Source organism: Mesorhizobium sp. M0898 (genome assembly GCF_040319695.1).
Classification (GTDB): domain Bacteria; phylum Pseudomonadota; class Alphaproteobacteria; order Rhizobiales; family Rhizobiaceae; genus Mesorhizobium.
On the sequence record NZ_JAMYOE010000041.1, the window covers coordinates 21,880 to 43,898 of the forward strand.

The following is a 22,019-nucleotide window of genomic DNA, read 5'->3' on the forward strand; positions in this document are numbered from 1 at the left end:
CTTCCCTACGAGAGACGGCGCTGACGCTCCACGCGCCGCGACCCACCCTCACCTCCGCCACGGCGGGACCGGCGCAAAGCGTTTGCCGATCCAGTCGGCGAAGGCACGTGTCTTGGCGGCTTGCCCCTTGGCCGAAGGCATGACGACATAGACGGCGCCCTCGTCGGCAAGCGTCCAGTCCTCCAGCACTGGCACCAGACGGCCGTCGGCGAGCTCGCGTCCGACCAGCCAATCCGTGCTCATCATCAGTCCGACGCCTTGCACGGCGGCTTCGACCAGTACCTCGGCATCATCGGTGACCAGCGGCCCGGAGACCTCGATACTGACGCGACGGCCCGAACTGTCGGTCATCTCCCAGGCCGGAAAGGTCTGGAAGCCTGAGAAGCCCAGGCAACTGTGTTCCAGCAGTGCTTCAGGTTCAGTCGGCGTGCCCCGGCGGGCGAGGTAGGACGGCGCGGCGCACAGCAGCCGCCGCCGTGTAGCGACCTTGCGCGCCACCAGCCGCGAATCCTCCAGCGCGCCGAGACGCACGGCGACATCGAAATTCTCGGCGACGAGATCGACGAAGCGGTTGGAGAACTCGGCCTCGATACGGACATCGGGAAATTCGGCGAGAAACTGCGGCAGCAGCGGGCCGATCCACATGCGCCCGAACGAGCCGGGCAGCGCCAGCCGCAGCACGCCGCGCGGCCCGCCGCCGGCATGCGCCGACGCGGCAGCCTCGGCCTCGTCGACCGCAGCCAGGATGGCGCGGACCCGGATGAGAAATTCCGAACCCGCCTCGGTCAGCGATACGCTTCGTGTCGTCCGGTGCAGCAGGCGCACGCCCAACCGCTCTTCCAGCGAGGCAAGGCGCCGCGACAGGATCGTCGCGTCGCGGCCGATGCGAGCAGCCGCCCTGGTGAAGGAGCGTGCTTCAGCGATTGCCGCGAAGGCGGCCATTTCGACCAATGCTGCCGGTTCGTGCGATTGCTGCATCAGGTGCAGAGCTCAAATGTAAAAGCCAAGGATTATATACCAATAGCGCAGCAGCTAGTTTCACTCAATCCCGGCCCGTCAATCGGCCATCAACCGGAGTGAGACATGAAAGCGATCGAACTGACTGCCCCGAGACTGGACGCGTTTCGCGCGGCCACCGTTCCCACGCCTGAACCGCAACGCGGCGAAGTGCTGATCCGCCTGCGCGCCGCAAGCCTCAATTTTGTCGATGTCGCGATAGCGAGCGGCAACTATCCAGGTCCGAGCTTTCCGCTCATTCCCGTCGTCGACGGCGCCGGCGAGATCGTCGGCATTGGCGAGGGCGTGTCGAGGCTCGCCATCAACGACCGCGTCATCGCCCATGCAAAACCGCGCTGGATCGGCGGCCGTCCGCGGCCTTATGAGACCAGAGAGATGCGCGGGCTGACACTGCCCGGCTCGCTCGCCGAATATGTCGCGCTGCCGGCCAATGCCGTCGTGCCGATGCCGGCGCATCTGTCCTTCGAAGCGGCAGCGACGCTGCCGATCGCCGGCACCACCGCGTGGAATGCGCTTCGCGCCGCCGATGCCGGGCCGGGGTCGGTCGTCGTCCTGCTCGGTACCGGCGGTGTCTCGATCCTGACCCTGCAGCTGGCCAAGGCAGCCGGCGCCACGGTCATCATCACCTCGTCGTCTGACGAAAAGCTGGCGCGCGCCAAGGCCTTGGGTGCGGATCATCTCATTAATTATCGTGAGACGCCGGACTGGGACGCCAAGGTGCTCGAGTTGACCGACGGCCTCGGCGCCGATCTGATCGTCGAAACCGGCGGCTCGGCCACCTTCGCCCGCTCCATCAATGCCGCGGCGCCCGGCGGCACGGTGTTCGCCATCGGCTTCGTCACCGGCGCCGAGGCCACCACGAACCTGCTACCGATCATCATCAAGGCACTCAAGGTGGTGGGCAACAACACCGGTTCGGTATCCGATCTGTGCGACGCGGCGCGGGCCATCGGCGCCGCCCGTATCGATCCGGTCATCGACACTGTCTACAGCCAGCACCAGGCGACCGAGGCCTACGCCCACATGGCAGCCGGCGGCCGGCATTTCGGCAAGCTCGCGTTCAGTCTGTCGTGGTGAGCCTGAAAAAGGCAGAGCGTTGAAGCTGCCGATCTCCCCTCTCGTGGGGAGATCGGTCGTCACCTCGGCTTTTGCCAATCGCCAACGCGCCGACAGTCCCAACCTCCGCCTAAATCAGCTTCTCCAGCGTGATCGGCAGATCCCGCACCCTTTTCCCGGTGGCGTGGAATACCGCGTTGGCGATCGCCGGCGCCACGCCGACGATGCCCAGCTCGCCGACCCCCTTGCCGCCCAGCACCGAGGAATGCGGATCGGGAATACCGACCGAGATCACCTCGATGTCGGGAATGTCGGCATTGGTGGCGATGAGATAGTCGGCGAGATTGTTGTTGACGATGCGCCCATGCCGGCGGTCGACGATGCCCTCCTCGAGCAGCGCCTGGCCGATGCCCATGATGATTCCGCCCTTCCACTGGCTTTCGGCGAGCTTGGGATTGTAGAGCCGGCCCGAATCCAGCGCCGACACCACGCGGGAAACGCGAACCGTGCCAAAGTCCTCGTCGACGCGGACTTCGATGAAATGCGCGCACCAGCTGTGGCGGGAATAGTCGCCCTCGGTGTGTGGCAGCGCCATGGCTATGGTGGTGTAGTTCTTGTAGCGGTCCTCGACCGTCGAATTGGCCGGCATGGTGTCGCCCTTCGCCTCGATATGCTCGCGCCCGACGCTGCTGAGCAGTTCGGCGATCGAAACCTCAGGGCCGTTGCCGCGCGGCGAGGCGATGCGGCCATTGGCGACGACGAGCGTGTTGGCCTGCAGCGCATGGAACGGCGAAGCCGGATCGCTGATGGCGAGCCCGATCAGCTGGTCGAGCGCGGCACTCGCCGCCTTGTGGACGGCGCCGGTCATCACCCCGGCCAGCCGCGAACCGCCGGTGACGCCGGCACGGGCATAGCGGGAATCGCCAAGCTTGACGACGACGTTTTCCGCCGGCACGCCCACCACCTCGGCGGCGGTCTGCGCCAGGATCGTGTAGGTGCCCTGCCCCATGTCGATCGATGAGCTTTCGACCTCGACCGAGCCGTCGGCGAGAATGCGCACGACCGCCTCGCCATAGGCGCGCCGCACCGGATAGGTGCCTGCCGCGACACCCCAGCCGATCAGCTGGTTGCCGTCGCGCATCGAACGCGGCCGGGGGTTCCGCTTCGACCAGCCAAAGGCTTCGACGCCGGCCGCGAAGGCCTCACGCAGCTGCCGTGTCGACCACGGCTTCTTCGCATGCGGATCCTGCTCGGCATAATTCCTGAGCCGGATTTCCAGCGGATCGATACCGACCTCATAGGCGAGCTCGTCGATGGCGCTTTCGATGCCGAAGGCGCTCGGGTTCTCGCCCGGCGCGCGCAATGCCCCCGGCACCACCGTGTTGACCCGCACGACGTTCTGCCGCGACGAGAAATTCGGCGTCGCGTACATGACCGAGGTGACCGAGCCGAGCGGCTCGACCCACATGCCGTCGACCGAGGTCTCATTGACGCCGCGATGCACGATCGACTGGATCTGGCCCTCCGCGTTGGCGCCGAGCGCCACGGTCTGGCGCGTCGCCGCCCGTCCGCCATAGGCGGTGAAGGTCTGCGGCCTGGTGACCGCCAGCTTCACCGGCCGTCCCAGCATTTTCGCGGCGACTGCCGCTACAGCGCCGTAGCCATAGGCAAACGCCTTGGAGCCGAAGCCGCCGCCAATATAGGGCGAGACCAGTCGTACATTCTCGAACGGCACGCCGAACCATTCGGCATAGGTCCGCGCCATGCCGTCGAGCCATTGGCTCGGCTCCCAGACCGTCAGCTGGTCGCCCTGCCACTTTGCGATCAGGCCATGCGGCTCCATCGGCGCCTGGTATTCGCGCGGCGTGTTGTAGGCGTTGCAGATCCTGACCGGAGCCGAGGCGAACGCTGTCTCCGCCTCGCCCCATTCCTTGGTCATCGCATCGACGGGGATGCCGTCGCCGGCCTTTGGATCGCTGAGGTCGACGATCGCCGGCGCCTCGTCATAGGCGATCTTGACCAGCGCCGCGGCGGCGACCGCCTGCTCGAAACTCTCGGCCACCACCGCCGCGACATGCTGGCCGCTGAAGGTGATGTCGCGCGCCAGCGGGCAATAGGCGACGTCCGGCGGCGGCGTGCCCAGCCAGTCCGTTGCGGTTCTCAGCGGCAGGATATTGTCGGGCGTCAGCACCAGCAGCACGCCGGGCGACGCCTTGGCCGCGGCCGTGTCGATCGAACGCACCCGGCCGGCGGCAATGGTGCTCTCGACCAGCACCGCATGGGTAAGCCCCTCGAGCTGCTGCTCGACGGCGTATTTGGCGGCACCGGTGATCTTGGCCGGGCCGTCGACGCGCGACAGCCGGCCGCCGACCTGGTCGGCGAGGACGGCACCGTCCGAAGCGTCGCCGCGTTTGGCATCGCCGGGTCTTGTTCTCAACTCGTGAACGGTCATGCCGTTTCTCCCATTTTGAGGATGGCGCGGGCGACGACGCGCGGCGCCAGTTCGATCTTGTAGTGGTTGGCGCCATGGTCGACGGTGCCCTCGACGGCGAGCAGGCTGGCTTGCCTGACGACCTCCGGCTCGAGCACTTTGCCTTTCAGCGCCTCTTCGACGGCAAGGGCGCGCCATGGCTTGGTGGCGACACCGCCAAGCGCGACGCGCAGATCGCGGATCGTCCTTCCGTCGGCCTCGAATTCGATGCCGACCGCGGCACTTGCCGCGGCGAATTCATAGGACTGGCGGTCGCGGACCTTGAGATAGGTCGAGCGGCGGGCGGCCGCCGAAGCGGGAATGCCGATCGCGGTGATCATCTCGCCGGGCTCGATCGCATGTTCCCTTTCGGGCGTGCTGCCCGGCAACAGGAAAAAATCATCGACGGCGACCTGACGGTCGCCGAGATGGACGATCGCGTCGAAGGCGACGAGTGCAACCGCCAGGTCGCCGGGATAGATGGCGATGCAGGCCTCGCTGGTGCCGAGCACGGCATGGCCGCGGGTGACCCCGCCGATCGCCGAGCAGCCGCTGCCGGGCGAGCGCTTGTTGCAAGCGGGGAAATTCGCCGGATCGCGGAAATAGGGGCAGCGCGTACGCTGCATCAGATTGCCGCCGATCGTCGCCATGTTGCGCAGCTGCGCCGACGCCGCCTGCCACAATGCTTCCGAGACGGCGGGGAACCGGCTCTTGATATCGGCATGGTCGGCGACGCGGCTCATCCTGGCCAGCGCGCCGATCGTGGCGCCCCGGTCATCAACGGCAATCGTGTCCAGTCCCTTGAGATGGGTGATGTCGACCACGGTCTCGGGTTCGGCAACGCCGCATTTCGCGAGATCGACAAGCGTCGTGCCGCCGGCCAAAAGCATGGCGCCGGGAAGTGCTGCTGCCTCACGGGCTGCATCGACGGAGCTGGCGCGGAGATACGAAAAATCCCTCATGATGCGGCCTCCACGGCCGCCTGGCGCACGGCGGCGACGATATGCGGATAGGCGCCGCAGCGGCAGAGATTGCCGGCCATGTATTCGCGGATATCCTCATCCGAGCCGGCATGGCCTTCGCGAATGCAGGCGACCGCCGACATGATCTGGCCCGGCGTGCAATAGCCGCACTGGAAGGCATCCTGTTCGAGGAAGGCGGCCTGCACCGCATGCAGCGTGCCATCCTCCCCGGCAAGCCCTTCGATGGTGGTGATGTCCCTGCCTTCAGCCTGAGTGGCGAGCGTCAGGCAGGCCAGCACGCGCTGGCCGTCGATATGAACGGTGCAGGCGCCGCACTGGCCCTGGTCGCAGCCCTTCTTGGTGCCGGTCAGGCCGAGATGGTCGCGCAAGGCGTCGAGCAGGGTAACGCGCGGTTCGACCTCCAGCTCATGTCGATGTCCGTTGATTCGAAGTTGGATTGGAGTTCGGGTTTTGCTTGTCATGGGGCGTCTGGGTCCAGTTGCTTGACGCGGGAGGGGATGATCTGGTGCCCGGCCGGCGAGCGGCAAGATCAGCTTATGGCTAGGTGAGCCAATCTCCCCCCTTGCGGGGGAGATGCCCGGCAGGGCAGAGGGGGTCGATTCGACTTGGCGCGAGCTCCGGGAGGGCTGCGGCTTGCGAGGTCGAAAGACGTGACATACCCGATCCCGTGATTACATGAGAAAGGCGCTCCACAATCGGAGGCGCCTCCGCTTATTACCTAAGGGCCTGCTCCGCCCTGTTCAAGCCCAGGATCGAAAATGATCAAAATTGGAGAAAATTGGCAGGGCAGCCGGCCGTCATGCCTGGAGACAAAAAAGCACCACCGGCCCAAGCCGGTGGTGCTCTCTGAACTGTCTGTAGGGGCAGGACAGTCCAATGATCCTGAGGGGATCGTGCTCAACATGGGCTCATTTTTGCCCCACGGCATCGGCCGAACAGATGAGGAGTGCCGGCCGCGAGGAAATATCCTCCGTCGTCATCCACCGGACGTCATCCACGGGCCGTGCACCGGAGGCGGGCAAGATGCCTCGCCTGCCGGAACGCCGGCCCAGACTCGATCCTGTGATTATATTTACTTGCGATTATATTTGTCGGAGACGTAACGAAGGTGGAAGCGTCTGCGTTCTTGAAATGGGGCCTGCCTATCCGGGTATGCTTCGGATCAGCACTGGAGAAAAAATTGGCCGCGGAGCCGCCCGTCATTTCTGGAGACAAAACCGAAGCCGCCGTTGCAAAGCCGCTGCGCGCCGACGCGCAGCGCAACCGCGATGCTCTGGTCGAGGTCGCGGCAAAAGCCTTTGCCGCGCAAGGCGTCGATGCCTCGCTGGAGGAGATTGCGCGCCAGGCCGGCGTCGGCATCGGCACGCTCTACCGGCATTTCCCAACCCGCGAGCACCTGGTCGAGGTGGTTTATCGGCGCGAGGTGGAAGGACTGTGCCAGGCGGCCGAAGAACTCGCCCGCGATCATGCGCCCGACATGGCGCTCGAACAATGGATGCAGCGCTTCGTCGACTACATCGCCACCAAGCGCGGGCTGTCGACAAGCCTGCGCATCCTGCTCACGACCAACTCAACCCTGTTCTCCGACGTTTCCGGCAGGGTGACGCTCGCCTTGCGGCGGCTGATCGATGCCGCGGTCGCCGACGGCTCGATCCGCGGCGATGTCGATGCCTCCGACGTGCTGCATGCGCTGGGCGGCATCTATTCGGCCCCGGACACCAAGGACTGGCGCGATCGCTCGCGCCGATTGGTGTCGCTGCTGATGGATGGGCTGCGGTTTGGAGCGGCCAAATCCGGCCCATCCAAGGAATAACGAATGCAGTGACTGTCCTTATTTCAGCGAGATGCTCATACCGCTGAGATCGGCATTGACTTGCAGGCCTACCTGCCTGCCCGTGAGTTCGAGTTGGGCACCCTTGTCATTGGTCATGACGATCACCTGGGCTCCTTTGCCGAGCGCGCCGCCACCGCCCGCTGCACCGTACACCCCCGTCACATCCCGGGCGCGGCGTATGTGGCGCACGGTACCTTTGAAATAGGTCTTGGAGGCGCCGAAGGCGAGGCCGCCCGAGATGCCGCCGACCGAGATCGGATATCGGCGACCATGGAAGGTCAGTGTGCCCTCGCCTCCGGAGCCGCCGATGAAGAAGGCCGCCTTGTAGACGGCGAAGCGGATCGTACCGCTGTCGGCATGCGCGACGCTGGCAAAGCTAACTGCCGCCGCAGCGATGACGGCAACTGCGACTGAACGAAATCTGGACGAAATCTTCATGATGAGAACTCCTCAAGATCGCCGCATGCCCAGCCGGCCGGGCACGTCGGCGTCGTATCAAAGTCATAGCTGAACAGTCTCGCCGGTCATTGGTTCCAAGCACGCGGCCTGAATCCGGCTGCGAGAAGACCGCCACGAAACGAGGCGGATGGCGAGCGTAGTCCTGGCTGTAAGAACAGTGGCCGAATGGTGGGGATGATCGTAGGTGTTGAGGCGGAATGGTATTAGTCTGCGCTGTCTGGGGTTTCGGGAGCGCGGCAAAGCAATGGACTTCAACTCACGACATGGCTACCTGCTGATCGGTGGCCTGATCCTGGTCGGCGCCGGGCTCCTGGTCGTTTCGCTGATCGTCAATCTTCGCGTGGCGCACAGTGTGCGTGACGACGTACGCCATCGTGAAAAGCTGCTGGAATATTATCGCAATATCTTTTCGCAGCTGGGCGTGATCCTGATCGGGATTGGCGTGTCCCTGTTCATCTTCTTTTTTCAGCAGAATTATCAGGACCAGCGCAAACGCGAAACGGAGCTCCAGCAGGTTCTCGCCAAACTGGCGGCGCGTGTTGCCCGCGGCAGCGCTGTCGTGGAGGCCCTCGGCGAATTCGACGCGCTGCTGGATGATGGCGGTGCCTATGTCAGTCCGGAACACGGCGGAAACAATGCCGCCGTCAGCGCCCACGGAACGGCGCTCGCCAAGCAGGTTTCGCAGATCCTTCTGGTCGAGCGCGACGTCGATGTTCAGGGGTTCGATATCCTGAATCTGTCGCGCGATTTCGAAGCATCGTTCGTCGTCAACGAGCTCAACCCAACGCTATGGTTCAACATCGTCCGGGACGAGAGCGATATCAAATATGCCACTACCCAGATCGCTCTGGATTACAAGGACCTGCAGGATGCAATCGGCGGCGAGCCGATCGAGGTTGCGATCGCCAATCCCGAAAAGGAACGGAAGATCAAGCAGGAGGTGCTCGACGTCTTTTATGATGCCGACCTCCTGCGCCAGCGCAGCAGGCGGTTTCTCGCCCGCGCGTGCTGGCTTTTCAGCACGGGGCGCGGCTTCGTCAAGCTTGCACCGGCCAATGAAATCGAAGCCGATGCCAGATCGCACCAGGAATGGCTCGACCGGTCGAAACCCTTCCTGACGCAGTTGAAGTCGGGAAGCGGCGATTGCTTCAAATTGCTCCAGTTCGGCCCGGCATAGGCTCCCTCACCGCCGGTGGCTAATCCCCCACGCGCCGCAGCGTGCCGAGATGATTGTCGTCGAGAAATTCGACGGTGATGGCCGACGCCTTGCCGTCGCGGCCGACGGCAAAGCTGACGGCCGAGGGCCTGTCCGGCATCTCGGCATCGGGGAAGGTCACGAAGAGGTCGCGGTCGAAATGCTTCAGCGAATAGGACCGCGCGCCGGCAGGCCCGACCTTGAGGACAAGAGTGTCTCCTTCGCCCGATACAATAGCTTCGCCGAAGAAGTCGTTGAAGTAACGGCCCGCATAGGCACTGGCCGGCTCGACCGGACTTGCTGGAGAGGGCGGCGCGGCATAGGTGGCCTTGGCCGCCGCAATCACCGGGCCGAACATGCTCGCATAGATATTATTCCATGCCTTTACCTTATCCTTGCCCAGCGTTCCGTCGAAAACGAGATCGGCGAAGCTGTCGGACAGCCCCTCCGGCACGCCTGTCGGAAAGGCGTTGGCGATGACGACGATGCCAAGCTTCTCCTCGGGGAAGAGCATCACCAGGCTGCGTGCGCCGGCGCTGAAGGCGCCCGCGTGACCCCAGATCAGCCCGTGCCGGCCGAATTCGATATTCCAGCCGAGGCCGTAGAAGGCCTCGCCTCCGGAGACGGGATTCTTGCCGCGAGCCGTCAAGGGAATATGTGTCTGGTCCAGCGCATCGGCGGCAATGAGTCTCTTGCCGGCATAGACCCCGTTGCCGAGCACAAGGCGCATCCATTGCGAGAGGTCGCGTGCGGTGGAATTGACGCCGCCTGCTGGCGCCTGCGCATCCGGATAGCGCTGGACCTTCGCGGTCCAGGCGCCATCGATTTTGGCGTGGAGCTCGGCGCGGTTGGCGTGCTTGATGAAGTCCGAATGACGGGAGCTGGTCGAGGCCATTCCAAGCGGACGGTAGAGCTTCTCTTCGGCGACCTCTTCCCATGATTTACCCGTCGGCTTCGCGGCCGCGACGGCACCCTCGGTCAGTCCAAAATTGCTGTAGGAATAGCCCGCACGAAAGCTCGATGACGGCGACACGAACCGCAGCCGGCGCAGGATCTCCGCGCGGTCATAGCCGATGTCCTCGAGGTCGTCGCCGGCGGTGCCGGGAAGCCCGCTGCGGTGCGCAAACAGGTCGCGGACCGTGAGTTCGCTGGTCGGATAGGGCTGAGCGAGCCGGAAAGCCGGATCGAGGTCGGCGATCTTGGAATCCCACGAAGCGATCCCGTCGCTGACCAGCGCCGCCACGACGGTGGCGGAGACCGGCTTGGAGAGCGAGGCAATCTGGAAGACCGTGTCAGCATCGACGATCTCCGGTTTTCCGGCTTCGCGATGCCCGAACCCCTTGAGGAAGATCACCTCGTCGCCGTGCACGACGCCGATGGCCAGACCGGGCACGCTACCATCCGCGACGACGCCTTCGGCAAGCAATTCGAGCTTCGCAATGGCCGCGGCGACCCGGTCGGGCGTAATGGTGTCGGCCGACGCCGCCTTCGGCGAAAGCACCATGATTGCGATGACGGCCAACCTCCAACGGAGGTGGTTCCGGTTTGTGAATAGCCGCACGCTCAGCCCCCTCCGCCTCACCGGCGTGCACTATTGCAGCCTGACGCAGGGGAGGCCAGCCCCAAGGATCGCTTCCATCGACGGATGTTCGCTTCGCACCAGTCGAAATTCAGACAGCCGCGCCTGAGCTACGAAGCAGCGCGCAGGCGAAGGCGCCGCCTGCTGGCGCGGGCCTTCTCCGCCACCGCGGCGGTGATCTCGACCACGCCGTCTTCACGCGGTCTGGCGTTGGTGGCCTTGTGGAGCCGCTCATAGGGCAACAGTTCCTTGACCCGGGCTTGAAGCGACGCGACTTCGGCTCGCAGATCCTCGCATTCCTGCCGCTGGACGTCGAACTGTATCTGTTCGGATGCCTGCTGCAGGGAAAGCTGCGAAAAATTCGCGCTGACCGCGGAAAGGTTCATCTTGTCGTGTTCGCTCTCCTTCGTGAGAGCGGACAATTTTTGCTCGACAATTTGCTTTTCGGCCACCGCGTCGCTCGCTTGAGCCTTGAGCCTGGCGATCTCGGTGACGGCTTCGCTGTTGTGGTTGGAGGCGGCTTCCAGCCGCGATCGAAGGTCCTCGATTTCAGAACGCAAGCCGGTCATCTCCGCGACACTGCGTGCAAGCTCGGCTTCCCTGTCACCGTCCCTGAGGCGGGCCGCTTCCGTTATTTCCGATAGCTTCGTCTGCGCCATATCGAGCGATTTCTGCAGCCGCATTTCCTCTTTCTCGCTCTTGCCAAGCGCGGCCAGCAGTTCGGAAACCTGCGCGGCGTCATTGGCATGGACGGTCGAGAGTTCGTCCAGCCTGTGCCGCGCCTCGGCCTCCCGTTTCAGCGCCTTGTCGAGATCGATCGACAGACTGACATGCTTCTCCCGCAGCATCTCGTTCTCGCGCGAGCGTCTGTTGGCCTCGACCGCTCTGGCCGAGAGCGTTTTGACAAGCTCGCCGAACTCGGCCTCGCGTTTTGCGCTCGCATTGCCTGCGACGACGAGTTCCAGCCTTGCCGCAGCCAGCGCGCCGCGAAGTGCTTCCTTGTCCTCGACCAGGCTCGCCTCGTGCTGCTGCAGGGCCTCGATAGCGCTGTCGCGCTCGCGCTGCTTTCTGGTTGCATCGTGGAGCTGTTCGGACAGCACCCTTTGCTGCGCGGTCAGGCCGGTATTTGCCAGCTCCAATTCGTTGGCGCGAAGAATGTCGCCGTGAAGCAGTTTCAGGAATTCGCCCGTCAGATGATGCGAGGTCGCGATCTCCGACAGTTTCGCATTGATCTCCCCCAGATACTCCTGCGCGTCGTGAAAGAGCCCATCGACCGCATTTAAGGCAGCCAGCCGGGTTTGCGTATGGGGGGACAGCCGTCGTGCGGTCTCGAAGGCGTCCGCATTGGCTTCGAGCTGCGAGCTGTCATCCGTTGTCGCGAGATTCTCATCCGATACCGTCTCATCCGGCACAGTGACGTCGTTCAACGGCGACTGATCGTCCACATTGAGACATTCGCTAAACGCATCCGCCAAATCGGTTTCGAGCTCCTTGAACGCTCTCTCCACTGTCTCGGCACGCTTGATCAAACCTTTGAAATTCATGACCGAATATCCCTCTCGTGCAGCGCCGGCAAGGAGCGGATTTTCAATACTTGACCCTCGCCTCCCCCGAATGCGGGTTCATCTCCTGACGTGCGCTCTGGCCGACGCACGCTAGGGACAGGCTTGGCCACTGTCCTCGTGTGTTTGAATGACGCATAGCCGTGTTCTGCCGCGCTCCATACCCGAGGCGTTGGCACCGCTCGAAAAATGCCCACTCATTTCACCCGAAACGGATATGAAGCGGCGCAAGCATGAGGATCGCCTGGTGGCTGTTGTACGGATCGGCCGAGCGCCTCGGTGCTCTGCAGCAGCTACAAGTCACACTTGGACGAGGCGCGTTACGGCCGGAAGGCCTGACCTAATAAATGATTGTGTTGAATACGTTTCGCTGATTAGCTGCTGTGCATTGACCAGGGACAAGACCGATAAATGTTGTCCCGGGAGGACCGCGATGCCGGTGCTTGAGGTTTGCCACGTCTCCAAGAATTTCGGGGCTATCCAGGCCCTGACTGACGTCAGCTTCCAGGTGGAGCGAGGCGAAGTCGTTGGTCTGATGGGGGACAACGGCGCCGGCAAGTCGACGATAGTCAAGACTGTGGCCGGGAATTTTCCTCCGAGCGACGGCGAAATTGTAGTCGAGGGCGAGGTGTGCCACTTCCACCAGCCCGTGCAGGCCCGCGCCAAGGGGATCGAAGTTGTTTATCAGGACCTGGCGCTCGCCGATAATCTGACGGCCGCGCAGAACGTCTTTCTGGGGCGCGAGATCAAGAAAGGCTTCTGGCCGATCAGGATTCTTGACAAGCAGGCGATGATCGATCGCTCGGCAGCGCTGTTCAAGGAACTCAAATCGGAAACCCGGCCGCGCGACCTCGTCAGGAAGATGTCGGGTGGGCAGCGCCAGGCGGTCGCCATCGCGCGGACCCGGCTTTCAAATGCCAAGCTGGTGCTGATGGACGAACCAACGGCCGCCATCTCCGTGCGCCAGGTGGCGGAAGTACTCGAACTGATCCGACGCCTCAAAGCACAAGGAGTCGGCGTCATGCTGATCAGTCACCGAATGCCTGACGTGTTCGCCGTGGCAGATCGCATTATCGTCCTCAGGCGGGGCTCGAAAGTTGCCGACAAGCCAGCCGACAAAACATCGCCCGAGGAAATCACTGGACTGATAACGGGGGCCATCCGTGGCGAATAGTGTTCAGGAGTCAATTGGCGTTCAGGGCTCAGTCGAAGAACATGGCCGGCCGGCCATGTCGGATTTCGTCCCGACCAAGGAAAAAACAGTTCTCCAGCGTGTGATTTCAAGTCAGCCCTTCTGGGTGACGATCGCGCTCATCGCGCTCGTCATGTTGATGACTGCGATGGAGCCGAGCTTCGGCACGTCTGAAAATGTCGCCAATGTGACGCGCAATTTCGCACCTTTCGGCATCATGGCACTTGGCATGACGATCGTCATCATCACCGGCGGTATCGATCTGTCGGTCGGCTCCGTCATGGGTCTCGTGGTCATCGTCGCCGGCCTGTTCCTCACTTGGCATTATCCCTGGTACGTCGCCTTCGCCATGGGCCTTTTCTCCGGTCTGGCCTGTGGCGCGGTCAACGGATTCTTTGTCGCCTATGTCGGGATGCCGTCCTTTGTGGTCACCCTCGGTATGCTGTCCGTCGCGCGCTCGCTGGCGGTCGTATTCTCGGCCAACCAGATGCTCTACCAGTTCGGGCCCGATGCTCCGATCGTGAAGGCAATCGGTCAGTGGAAATGGCCGCGGCATGGTCCGAACGACTGGGCACCGCATTGGATACCAGAACTGTCGTCACAATTCTGGACCATGGTGATCTTGGCCCTGATTCTCGGCTTCGTATTCAACTTCACAGCCTGGGCCCGGCATCTCTTCGCCATCGGCGGCAATGAGGAGGCGGCACGGCTCACCGGCGTTCCGGTCAACTGGATTAAATTCCAGGCCTATGTCTTCTCGGCTTTCACCGCCGCGCTCGCCTCGCTCCTGCTCCTCGGCTATAACGGCTCGGCCATCAATGCCATGGGCCAGGGCTACGAGCTGCGCGTTATCGCCGCGACAGTCATTGGCGGCGCCAGCCTCATGGGCGGCGCCGGCACGGCCTTCGGTGCGATCATCGGTTCGGCCTTCCTCGAGGTGATCAGGAATGCGCTGCTGATGGCCGGTATCGATTCAAATTGGCAGGGTGCCTTCGTCGGCGCCTTCATCGTTCTTGCGGTTCTTTTGGGCATGCAAACCGGCGGCAAATCGATTCTCGCCGCGTCGCTGGCAGTCTTGATGCCCAAAAAACGCCGCTAGAAACCCGCCGGCGGGAGGCTTGCGGGATCACACCCAGGAGGAGAACGTCACATGAAAAAACATCTGCTGACGGCCGCCGTGGCGCTTGGCGCAATGGTGCTCGCCGTTTCCGGCGCCCAGGCGAAATACACCTTCGCCCTGGTGCCGAAGAACATGAACAATCCTTTCTTCGACCAGGCACGCGACGGCTGCAAGAAAGCCGAGGCCGAATCCAATGGCGCCGTGGAGTGCATGTATATCGGCCCCGGCGAACATGGTGGTGGCGACGAGCAGGTGCAGATCGTACAGGACCTCGTGGCCAAGAAGGTGGACGGCATCGCCGTGTCGCCATCGAACGCCGCGGCGATGGCGGTTGCGCTGCAGGCCGCCAAGGAAGCCGGCATCCCGGTCCTCACCTGGGACTCCGATCTCCTGCCCGAAAACAAGGATCTCCGCGTTGCCTATATCGGCACGCACAATTACGAAATCGGCGAGAACCTCGCCAAGCTTGTAATGCAGATCAAGCCCAAAGGCGGCACGATCTGCATCCAGTCCGGCGGCGCCGCGGCGGCCAACCACAACGAGCGCATGCAGGGCATTCGCGATACGCTTTCGGGCACCAAATCGGCGGCCTCGCCCGGGGATCGGCTGACGGGCCAGAACGGCTGGACCGAAATCGAAGGCTGTCCGCTCTACACCAACGATGATTTCCCGCTTTCGGTGCAACAGTTCGAGGATATCATGGCGAAAAACCCGAACCTCGACGCATTCGTCCCAACCGGTGGCTTCCCGCAGTTCATTCCCGATGCCAACCGCGCCGCGGTCGCACCGTACAAGGACAAGATCGCCTCGAAAGCCCTGGCCCTTGTCGTTGCCGACACGCTTCCGGTACAGATCGACCAGATGAAGGAAGGTTTCTCCCTTGGCCAGGTCGGCCAGCGGCCGTTCGAGATGGGCTACAAGACGATGATGGCGCTGAAGGAAATGAAGGAGGGCAAGGCTCCGCCGGCCGACCCGACCTACACGGGCCTCGATGTCTGCACTCCGGAGACAGCCGACACTTGCGTCGCCAAATAGTGCTTTTGGGCGGGAGGAAACTCCCGCCCTTTTCACAGGGGATCTCAATGCCGGAATTGTTCTCGCTCAAGGGCCGTGTCGCATTGGTCACGGGTGCCTCGCGTGGTCTTGGTTTTGCCATGGCCAAGGCACTTGCGGAAAACGGCGCGACGGTGATCGTCAATGCGCGCGACATGGCCGCCCTTTCCGCGGCCGCCGAAAGGATCGGTGCAGAAGCCCTGCCGTTCGATGTCACCGACGCGGCGATCTCAAGGGCGTCGCTCGAAGGAATCGTCGAACGCCACGGCCGCCTCGATATTCTGGTCAACAACGCCGGCATCCAGCATCGTAAACCGCTGGTCGAATGGCAGGACGAGGATTTCAACCATGTGGTTGCCGTCAATCTGTCGGCTTGCTTCCGCATGATGCGCGACGCGGTGCGCCTGATGCTGCCAAACAAGTTCGGGCGCATAATAAACACCGGATCGGTCGCAGCGATCCTTGGCCGTCCCACCATTCACGCCTATGTGGCGGCAAAGGCGGGCCTGCACGGGCTGACACGCTCCACTGCCGCTGAGCTGGGCCGTCACGGCATCACCGTCAACGCGATCGCCCCCGGCTATTTCGCCACCGAGCTCAACACCGCACTTATGCGCGACGAGGCCTTCACCAAATGGGTCGAGGCACGAACCCCCGCGGGCCGCTGGGCCCAGCCTGAGGAGCTCGGCGGAGCCGTGGTGTTTCTCGCCTCCGACGCTGCCGCTTACGTCAACGGGCACGTGCTGGCGGTTGACGGCGGGCTATCGGTTTCCCTGTGATTTCAACCGGCGACACCGTGCCGGCAGGGCGTGCCTGCTAGCCGCCTGAAATGACGACTTGCCGCATGCGCTGCTGGCCCGGTCCCCTGCGCGGACGCCGACGCCACACGATTGGATGCCGCGCCGTGTTGCAGCCGCCGACTATCGATTCGCAACGGGTTATTTCGACGTCCGGCGGCATCGATGCTTGATGCCGCCAATATTTCATTCCACACACCGGTCATGATGAGAAACGACATACGGGATCAGCGCCGGGTTTTCGGGTGGGCCTTGCCTGCCTCCGCGGTCGTGCATTTGCTCGCCGCCGCGCTTCTTTTGTCCGCACTGCCGCTGTCGCCCCCGCAGCCGCAGAAGGAGCAGCCCATCGCAGTTGATATCGTGCCGCCGCCTAAACCGCCGGAAAAAACCAAACCTCCGTCCCCCGCTGAACCGCCCAAGCCGGAAAAGCAGCCGGAAGCCAAGGTCGAGACGCCGACGAGCCGTGAGGTCACCGCGCAGAGACCTGTCTTCCAATTCGGTGAGAAGGACGCCGGTCCTCGCAAGTCTCTGGACGGCAACAGTGCGGAGGATGGTTCGGAACAACCGCCAGCGCCGCAAGTTCCCAGTAACCAGGATCTTGCACAGCCACCTGCCGTGACAGCGGTCGAGGGGAAAGACCAGGCTCCGTCGCCTGGCGCATCACCGCCGCCGAAGCCCAAGCCAGCGGATGTCAAGGAGCAAAAACCCTTGAAGCTTCAGCAAGCCAAGACGTTGTTCTCGGAAGCAGCAACCGGTGATCCGATAGCGACAAGCGCAATGGGCAATATACCCCGCCCCGTGCGGATCGGTCAGCTCTGCCTCACGGAATTGCGCGAACAGTTGCGCCGCGCCTCGCCCCCCTATTTTCCCGACCTCTTGCGTTCATTCAGGCTGAAGGAAGGCACTATCATGCAAGTTCCCAGGACCGCCTTCCGTGCCAACGGGCAGTGGTACGATTTGAGCTATCGTTGCGAGGTCGATCCGGACGCGACGAAAGTCATTTCCTTCGCCTTCCGTGTCGGAGATCCGGTGCCGCGCAGCGAATGGAAGCGCCGCGGGTTGCCCGCCGAATAGGTGGTCGAGGCCACGGAGGCTGGCTGGTCGGCGCCGTCAAATCCGGCCGGCGATGTCTTCGCGCGCTCCGGGCTGCCGAACCAACACGCGCCAAAAGTGGCTTTCGTCAGCGGCCGCCGAAGTCTAGCATACGGCTTTGGGAGGAGGCTTCGATGACTTCAAGTTTCAATGTTCATCATGCTGCCGGCTATGAGCAGCTCATGGGCCGCTGGAGCCAAAGACTCGCGCCGCTGTTCATCGACTTCGTGGGGCTTGCCGACGGCGAAAACATCCTCGACGTCGGTTGCGGTACCGGCAGCCTGACCTTCGCGCTCGTCAAGGCCGCTGACCTCGGCGAGGTCGCGGCGATCGACTTTTCGGCCGTTTTCGTCGAGGAGGCAATCCGACGCAACACCGATCCGCGGATAAAAATCCGTCAGGCGGATGCCTGCGCCCTGCCCTTTGAGGATGGCGCGTTCGACCGTGCCCTAGCCCTGCTCGTGCTCCATTTCGTGCCCGAAGCCGGCAAGGCAGTCGCCGAGATGCGCCGCGTCGTGCGGCCGGGCGGCGTCGTCGCGGCGACGGTATGGGACCATCTCGGCGGCATGCCGGGGATGCGCATGATGATCGACACGGTGGCGGTGCTCAGTGAAGGCGGACGCCAGTTGCGTGCCCGCTATTGCACGCAGCCGATGATGCAGCCGGGTGAAATGAAACGGACCTTTGTCGAACAGGATCTCCGCGACGTTACGGAAACCCAGTTGATGATCCGCATGGACTACCAAAATTTCGATGATTACTGGGCGCCGATTGCCGCCGGCGAAGGGCCGCTCGGCAAGTATGTGGCCGCGCTCGACCCGGAAGAGCGGGCGCGCACCGACGCCGCCATGCGCGACGCCTATGAGGCCGGCCGGCCCGACGGCCCGAGGTCCTTTGCCAATGTCGCCTGGGCCTGCCGCGGCGTCGTTGCCTGACGTTGGCGCTAATGCATGCCGTGTAAAAAGCGCATCGCATGAGGCCGATCGAACGCGACGCGCTTTAGCCGATCCCGTAGACCAGCCCAACGCGGCCGTCCGAAAGCTGTTCGACCTTGCGCAGTTCGAGCCCACGACGATTTTTCGCCGTCCCAAACAGCGCCTTTCCTTCACCGGCGAGCAGCGGATAGACGATGAGCCTGAGCTCATCGACCAGCCCGGCATCGATAAGGCTCGCGGTAATTCGGGCGCCGCCCATAAGGTAGATGTCCTTGCCGGGCTGCTGTTTCAGTGCAGCGATATCCTCGAAATTCCGCACGAAGCGCGTCTTTGGCCAGGCCGCCGAAGTCATTGTGTTCGACAGCACATAATGCGGGGTCTGCGCGGCGAAGCGGGCCCATTCGAGCTCGGCCGGCTTCGGCAATTTGCCGGTCATCGGCAGCGGCTTGTCGGGCTCGTTCTGGATGGCGCTCCAGTAGCGCTCGTAGCCGGCATACATGACGCTGCCAAGCAGGCAAGCGTCGATTTGCGGCGTCAGGCCGTATTCGTCCGACCACGCGTCGACCCAATCGGCGTAACCCTCGGGCCCCTCCATCTTGCCGTCGACGGAAATTTTCATTCCAGCGATTAATTTGCGCATGACTTCCTCCATCAGGCTTGCGGGATGCAAGCACGTTTCATCGGTTCAGCGTTGCTTCGTGTTGCTGGCGGCGACCTCAGGGATGGCCGCCGCGAGTTACATCAGGCCGGCAGGCGGCGGTCGTATTCTTCCCGCAGGCGGCTCCAGCCGTCCCAGAACGAGGTCGGCGTCTTGCCCGCCAGGCGGGCGGCCAGCAGGTCGAGGTGTATGTGCCAGCCGGCCGTGATGTTGAGCTGGATTGCACGTTCCGGCAGGCGGCGATGAACGACGGTGAGCAGCACATCGTTACCCTTCGCCTCCAGCAAGAAGGAGACGCCGCCGGTGTTTCCCCAGGTGATGGAAAGCTTGCGCGGCGGATCGAGTTCGGTGATCCGGCCCTCCATCCGATGCTCTTCGGGAAAGCCCGCTGGTCGCTGGCCAGGCGGGTCCGTCAGCTCGTCGTTACGCCAGACCAATTCGAACGAGCTGCCGGCCTTCATTTCCATCTGGCCCGCGGCCATCCATTGCCGGCGCAAGTCACTCTCGGTGAGATAGGCCCAGACGCGCTCGATGGGGCCGGGCAAGAGGCGCTGAATGGTGAACGTGGCGGGCTCGCTCAGCTCGCCATGGGCGTCGATGGTTCTCATCTGGTTCATTGCTCGTCTCCTTCTTCTGAGTTGGGCGATTTCCTGGGCTCTTCCTGGGCTTTGCGTGCGTCCTCTTCGCGAAGAAGGCGTTCGAGAACATCGAGACGACCGGTCCAGAAGCGCTCGTAGAAGCTGAGCCACTGATGGGCGCTGGCCAGCGGTCCAGGGGCTAGTCGGCACAGATGCGTTCGGCCCCTCACCTCTCGACGAATAAGCCCTGCGTTCTCCAGCGCCTTGATGTGCTTGGAGGCCGCCGCGAGCGACATCGCGAAGGGTTCCGCCAGCTGGCTTACCGTTTTCTCGCCATCGGCGAGATCGCGAAGCATGTGCCGCCGGGTGGCGTCGCCAAGGGCGTGAAAAACCGCGTCCATCTTGGGTGTCTCTAATTCAACCATGTAGTTGAATATAGACGCACGCTTTGAGATAGTCAACCATTTGGTTGAATAATTTATGCGAAGCGTCGCGGGACCGTTTGCGCCATCGAGCTTGTCGTGACGGGAGATGCGGACGCGCCCCGCGACAGTAAGGGCGAGGCCCTTATTTGCCGTCGAAGAAACGGTGGATCGCGGCTTCCAGCTTTTCGATAAGCTGAGGGTTGTGGCAGCTGCCAGCCCAGATCAGGGCGTTTAGCCTCATCTCTTTGTTGATAAAGCTCACTTTCCCAGAATCCAGCAGGTATTCCGCGATCTCGTAGTGCCGCCCCTTGATAGCCTCGATGAGCGCGTTGTTTCTGCCCGTCTTGTCGGTCAGATTTACTTCCGCGCCATTCTCCACGAGCAACTTGACGACTTCGAGATGCCCGTTCTTCGCCGCCTCGATAAGAGCCGTTCTGCCGTAGTAGTCAGCTCGCGCGTTGATCTCTATTTGGGGGTGTCTCACGAGGACTGCGATACACGCGTAATGTCCCTTGGCCGACGCAAGGCTCAAGGGCGTGCTCTTCCACTTGTTTCTGGCATTCACGTCGATTTCCGGGTCTTCGATCAGCGCCTCCACCACAGCTGTGCGGCCATTGAGGGCTGAAAGGTGAAGTGCAGACCAGCCGCCGTCGTCCGACTGATTGATGTCGGCGCCAGCCGCCAATTCCGATCGAACCGCCTCCGCATCGCCTTGTTCTGCCGCGACCAGCAGGGGCGACCAGTCTCTTGCCCCTTCGGCTTCCAAGCTGTTGGTCAACGCAGTCGCCTCCTCGGATCGTCCACAGAATACCACAGAATCCGCGATAGTGGGGTCGTCCTGTATAGAGTTCCCTGGAGTCCGTGGGTCGCAGAGAGCTGTCGGCCCGAAGCGGAGGATCAGCGCTTCACGTCCGTCTCCTCACATTCTCCTGAGATCGACTGGCTTTGGCGGCCATTCAGACTAGATAGAGCCTGCGCCGGGCGGAACGATGCAGAAGGACCTGAACATGCCTGAACAGATTACCCTGAATAGACCTGAACAAATCAGATTGAACGACGGCTCCGCCATTCCGCAAATCGGCCTCGGCGTGTGGCAGGTCGATCCAGCCATCACCGCCAAGGTGGTGCGCTGGGGAATCGAGGCCGGCTACAGGCTGATCGACACCGCCGAAGGCTATCAGAACGAGGAAGGTGTCGGGCAGGCGATCCGCTCGGCCGGCGTGCCGAGAAGCGAGTTGTTCATCACCTCGAAACTGCGCAACGGCGCGCATCAGCGCGACGCCGCCTTGCGCGCCTTCGACGAGACGATGAGCAAGCTCGGCATCGAACAGATCGACCTGTTCCTGATCCACTGGCCGGTGCCCAGCCAGGACAGATATGTCGAGGCCTGGAAGACGCTGATCGAACTCAGGCAATCAGGCCGGATCAAGTCGATCGGCGTTTCGAACTTCAACCAGGACCACCTCGAACGGATCATCGGCGAGACCGGCGTCACGCCGACCGTCAACCAGATCGAGCTCCACCCCCGCTTCCAGCAGCGTGACAAACGTGAATTCCACGACAGGCACAACATCCGCATCGAGAGCTGGAGCCCACTGGGCAGCGGCCGGCTGTTGAGCGATCCGACGCTTGAAAGCATCGCCAGGAAACACGGCAAGTCGGTGGCGCAGACGATCGTCAGGTGGCACCTTCAGGAAGGGCTGATCGTCATTCCAAAGTCGATCCACCAGGACCGCATCGCCGCCAATTTCGATGTCTTCGATTTCGAGTTGGAAGCGAAGGACCTCGAGCTTATCCGGGGCATGGATTCGCCCGACGGCCGCACCGGCCCGAACCCCGCCACGGCCGCATTCCTGTTCTAACGAGGCGGGCCAACCGGGACGTTGGCATTCCTTCACACCCCCCTCTGTCCTGCCGGACATCTCCCCTTCAAGGGCAGGGCTATCGCATATGAGTGATGGCATTGATGAGATAGTCGTCGTTCCAGGCGCATTTCTTGATGCGATGGCTGATG

General features: G+C 63.0%; 21 protein-coding genes. 10 read left to right on the top strand and 11 right to left on the bottom strand.

From position 1 onward, the window contains the following. Window positions 1–48: 48 nt before the first annotated feature. Window positions 49–978: a LysR family transcriptional regulator gene (locus NKH90_RS28305; RefSeq protein ID WP_352490004.1), complete on the bottom strand. Its 930-nt coding sequence runs from the start codon at window positions 976–978 to the stop codon at window positions 49–51. Between the two features lie 105 nt (window positions 979–1,083). Here NKH90_RS28305 and NKH90_RS28310 point away from each other — a divergent pair, with 105 nt between their 5' ends. Beyond that, window positions 1,084–2,094 carry a zinc-dependent alcohol dehydrogenase family protein gene (locus NKH90_RS28310; protein WP_352541190.1) on the top strand — a complete coding sequence of 337 codons (1,011 nt, stop codon included), beginning with the start codon at window positions 1,084–1,086 and terminating at the stop codon, window positions 2,092–2,094. Window positions 2,095–2,203: 109 nt separating this feature from the next. Here NKH90_RS28310 and NKH90_RS28315 read toward each other — a convergent pair whose 3' ends face one another. The 3 genes from NKH90_RS28315 to NKH90_RS28325 are packed head-to-tail and all read right to left on the bottom strand — an operon-like array spanning window position 2,204 to window position 5,987. Then, on the bottom strand, window positions 2,204–4,525 hold the full coding sequence (locus NKH90_RS28315) for a xanthine dehydrogenase family protein molybdopterin-binding subunit (protein WP_352822328.1): 2,322 nt from the start codon (window positions 4,523–4,525) through the stop codon (window positions 2,204–2,206). Continuing rightward, on the bottom strand, window positions 4,522–5,505 hold the full coding sequence (locus tag NKH90_RS28320; RefSeq protein ID WP_352822331.1) for an FAD binding domain-containing protein: 984 nt from the start codon (window positions 5,503–5,505) through the stop codon (window positions 4,522–4,524). The genes NKH90_RS28315 and NKH90_RS28320 overlap by 4 nt, the downstream gene beginning before the upstream one ends. Further along, window positions 5,502–5,987, bottom strand: a complete 486-nt coding sequence (locus tag NKH90_RS28325; RefSeq protein ID WP_352822333.1) for a (2Fe-2S)-binding protein — start codon at window positions 5,985–5,987, stop codon at window positions 5,502–5,504. Before NKH90_RS28325 ends, NKH90_RS28320 begins: the two co-directional genes overlap by 4 nt. Window positions 5,988–6,706: 719 nt before the next feature. Here NKH90_RS28325 and NKH90_RS28330 point away from each other — a divergent pair. Next, window positions 6,707–7,339, top strand: a complete 633-nt coding sequence (locus tag NKH90_RS28330) for a TetR/AcrR family transcriptional regulator (RefSeq protein WP_352489997.1) — start codon at window positions 6,707–6,709, stop codon at window positions 7,337–7,339. Window positions 7,340–7,357: 18 nt separating this feature from the next. Here the strand turns inward: NKH90_RS28330 and NKH90_RS28335 are convergent, their stop codons facing one another. Next, the gene (locus NKH90_RS28335) at window positions 7,358–7,798 is read right to left on the bottom strand and encodes a lipid-binding SYLF domain-containing protein (RefSeq protein WP_352451439.1); all 441 of its coding nucleotides are present in this window, start codon (window positions 7,796–7,798) and stop codon (window positions 7,358–7,360) included. A gap of 265 nt (window positions 7,799–8,063) precedes the next feature. Between NKH90_RS28335 and NKH90_RS28340 the strand changes: the two genes are divergently transcribed. After that, window positions 8,064–8,996 carry a hypothetical protein gene (locus NKH90_RS28340; protein ID WP_352822337.1) on the top strand — a complete coding sequence of 311 codons (933 nt, stop codon included), beginning with the start codon at window positions 8,064–8,066 and terminating at the stop codon, window positions 8,994–8,996. 19 nt (window positions 8,997–9,015) lie between these two features. On the opposite strand, the gene NKH90_RS28345 is transcribed toward NKH90_RS28340, so the two are convergent. Both NKH90_RS28345 and NKH90_RS28350 read right to left on the bottom strand, forming a co-directional pair. After that, window positions 9,016–10,518 carry a serine hydrolase gene (locus NKH90_RS28345; RefSeq protein ID WP_352822345.1) on the bottom strand — a complete coding sequence of 501 codons (1,503 nt, stop codon included), beginning with the start codon at window positions 10,516–10,518 and terminating at the stop codon, window positions 9,016–9,018. A 185-nt stretch (window positions 10,519–10,703) separates the two neighbouring features. Next, window positions 10,704–12,137, bottom strand: a complete 1,434-nt coding sequence (locus NKH90_RS28350) for a coiled-coil domain-containing protein (RefSeq protein WP_352472183.1) — start codon at window positions 12,135–12,137, stop codon at window positions 10,704–10,706. Between the two features lie 451 nt (window positions 12,138–12,588). Between NKH90_RS28350 and NKH90_RS28355 the strand changes: the two genes are divergently transcribed. From NKH90_RS28355 to NKH90_RS28380, 6 genes are all read left to right on the top strand, one after another. Further along, on the top strand, window positions 12,589–13,329 hold the full coding sequence (locus tag NKH90_RS28355; RefSeq protein WP_352451444.1) for an ATP-binding cassette domain-containing protein: 741 nt from the start codon (window positions 12,589–12,591) through the stop codon (window positions 13,327–13,329). 55 nt (window positions 13,330–13,384) lie between these two features. Further along, a complete protein-coding gene (locus tag NKH90_RS28360; RefSeq protein ID WP_352472185.1) occupies window positions 13,385–14,446 on the top strand; it encodes an ABC transporter permease in 1,062 nt (353 codons plus the stop codon). A 51-nt stretch (window positions 14,447–14,497) separates the two neighbouring features. Further along, a complete protein-coding gene (locus tag NKH90_RS28365; protein ID WP_023677316.1) occupies window positions 14,498–15,502 on the top strand; it encodes a sugar-binding protein in 1,005 nt (334 codons plus the stop codon). A 47-nt stretch (window positions 15,503–15,549) separates the two neighbouring features. Further along, entirely contained in the window at window positions 15,550–16,299 is a 750-nt protein-coding gene (locus NKH90_RS28370; protein ID WP_352451446.1) for a glucose 1-dehydrogenase, read from the top strand. Window positions 16,300–16,482: 183 nt separating this feature from the next. Next, entirely contained in the window at window positions 16,483–17,391 is a 909-nt protein-coding gene (locus NKH90_RS28375; protein WP_352472186.1) for a DUF930 domain-containing protein, read from the top strand. A gap of 152 nt (window positions 17,392–17,543) precedes the next feature. Further along, window positions 17,544–18,344, top strand: coding sequence for a class I SAM-dependent methyltransferase (locus NKH90_RS28380; RefSeq protein ID WP_352472187.1), 801 nt, complete (start codon window positions 17,544–17,546; stop codon window positions 18,342–18,344). A 64-nt stretch (window positions 18,345–18,408) separates the two neighbouring features. Here the strand turns inward: NKH90_RS28380 and NKH90_RS28385 are convergent, their stop codons facing one another. From NKH90_RS28385 to NKH90_RS28400, 4 genes are all read right to left on the bottom strand, one after another. Then, window positions 18,409–18,984, bottom strand: coding sequence for a dihydrofolate reductase family protein (locus NKH90_RS28385; protein ID WP_352472188.1), 576 nt, complete (start codon window positions 18,982–18,984; stop codon window positions 18,409–18,411). A 101-nt stretch (window positions 18,985–19,085) separates the two neighbouring features. After that, window positions 19,086–19,619, bottom strand: a complete 534-nt coding sequence (locus tag NKH90_RS28390) for an SRPBCC family protein (RefSeq protein ID WP_352822340.1) — start codon at window positions 19,617–19,619, stop codon at window positions 19,086–19,088. Further along, the gene (locus tag NKH90_RS28395) at window positions 19,616–20,005 is read right to left on the bottom strand and encodes an ArsR/SmtB family transcription factor (protein WP_352472205.1); all 390 of its coding nucleotides are present in this window, start codon (window positions 20,003–20,005) and stop codon (window positions 19,616–19,618) included. The genes NKH90_RS28390 and NKH90_RS28395 overlap by 4 nt, the downstream gene beginning before the upstream one ends. Window positions 20,006–20,147: 142 nt before the next feature. Beyond that, on the bottom strand, window positions 20,148–20,783 hold the full coding sequence (locus tag NKH90_RS28400) for an ankyrin repeat domain-containing protein (protein WP_352472190.1): 636 nt from the start codon (window positions 20,781–20,783) through the stop codon (window positions 20,148–20,150). A gap of 229 nt (window positions 20,784–21,012) precedes the next feature. Between NKH90_RS28400 and NKH90_RS28405 the strand changes: the two genes are divergently transcribed. Continuing rightward, window positions 21,013–21,867 carry an aldo/keto reductase gene (locus NKH90_RS28405; RefSeq protein ID WP_352451452.1) on the top strand — a complete coding sequence of 285 codons (855 nt, stop codon included), beginning with the start codon at window positions 21,013–21,015 and terminating at the stop codon, window positions 21,865–21,867. Window positions 21,868–22,019 lie beyond the last annotated feature (152 nt).

What these genes read in the sequence shown, in the direction of transcription:
- NKH90_RS28395 (WP_352472205.1), bottom strand. Translation starts at nt 20,005, where the DNA reads ATGGTTGAATTAGAGACACCCAAGATGGACGCGGTTTTTCACGCCCTT.
- NKH90_RS28405 (WP_352451452.1), top strand. Translation starts at nt 21,013, where the DNA reads ATGCCTGAACAGATTACCCTGAATAGACCTGAACAAATCAGATTGAAC.
- NKH90_RS28325 (WP_352822333.1), bottom strand. Translation starts at nt 5,987, where the DNA reads ATGACAAGCAAAACCCGAACTCCAATCCAACTTCGAATCAACGGACAT.
- NKH90_RS28320 (WP_352822331.1), bottom strand. Translation starts at nt 5,505, where the DNA reads ATGAGGGATTTTTCGTATCTCCGCGCCAGCTCCGTCGATGCAGCCCGT.
- NKH90_RS28370 (WP_352451446.1), top strand. Translation starts at nt 15,550, where the DNA reads ATGCCGGAATTGTTCTCGCTCAAGGGCCGTGTCGCATTGGTCACGGGT.
- NKH90_RS28390 (WP_352822340.1), bottom strand. Translation starts at nt 19,619, where the DNA reads ATGAACCAGATGAGAACCATCGACGCCCATGGCGAGCTGAGCGAGCCC.
- NKH90_RS28335 (WP_352451439.1), bottom strand. Translation starts at nt 7,798, where the DNA reads ATGAAGATTTCGTCCAGATTTCGTTCAGTCGCAGTTGCCGTCATCGCT.
- NKH90_RS28305 (WP_352490004.1), bottom strand. Translation starts at nt 978, where the DNA reads ATGCAGCAATCGCACGAACCGGCAGCATTGGTCGAAATGGCCGCCTTC.
- NKH90_RS28355 (WP_352451444.1), top strand. Translation starts at nt 12,589, where the DNA reads ATGCCGGTGCTTGAGGTTTGCCACGTCTCCAAGAATTTCGGGGCTATC.
- NKH90_RS28365 (WP_023677316.1), top strand. Translation starts at nt 14,498, where the DNA reads ATGAAAAAACATCTGCTGACGGCCGCCGTGGCGCTTGGCGCAATGGTG.
- NKH90_RS28340 (WP_352822337.1), top strand. Translation starts at nt 8,064, where the DNA reads ATGGACTTCAACTCACGACATGGCTACCTGCTGATCGGTGGCCTGATC.
- NKH90_RS28345 (WP_352822345.1), bottom strand. Translation starts at nt 10,518, where the DNA reads ATGGTGCTTTCGCCGAAGGCGGCGTCGGCCGACACCATTACGCCCGAC.
- NKH90_RS28360 (WP_352472185.1), top strand. Translation starts at nt 13,385, where the DNA reads ATGTCGGATTTCGTCCCGACCAAGGAAAAAACAGTTCTCCAGCGTGTG.
- NKH90_RS28310 (WP_352541190.1), top strand. Translation starts at nt 1,084, where the DNA reads ATGAAAGCGATCGAACTGACTGCCCCGAGACTGGACGCGTTTCGCGCG.
- NKH90_RS28375 (WP_352472186.1), top strand. Translation starts at nt 16,483, where the DNA reads ATGCTTGATGCCGCCAATATTTCATTCCACACACCGGTCATGATGAGA.
- NKH90_RS28350 (WP_352472183.1), bottom strand. Translation starts at nt 12,137, where the DNA reads ATGAATTTCAAAGGTTTGATCAAGCGTGCCGAGACAGTGGAGAGAGCG.
- NKH90_RS28315 (WP_352822328.1), bottom strand. Translation starts at nt 4,525, where the DNA reads ATGACCGTTCACGAGTTGAGAACAAGACCCGGCGATGCCAAACGCGGC.
- NKH90_RS28380 (WP_352472187.1), top strand. Translation starts at nt 17,544, where the DNA reads ATGACTTCAAGTTTCAATGTTCATCATGCTGCCGGCTATGAGCAGCTC.
- NKH90_RS28385 (WP_352472188.1), bottom strand. Translation starts at nt 18,984, where the DNA reads ATGCGCAAATTAATCGCTGGAATGAAAATTTCCGTCGACGGCAAGATG.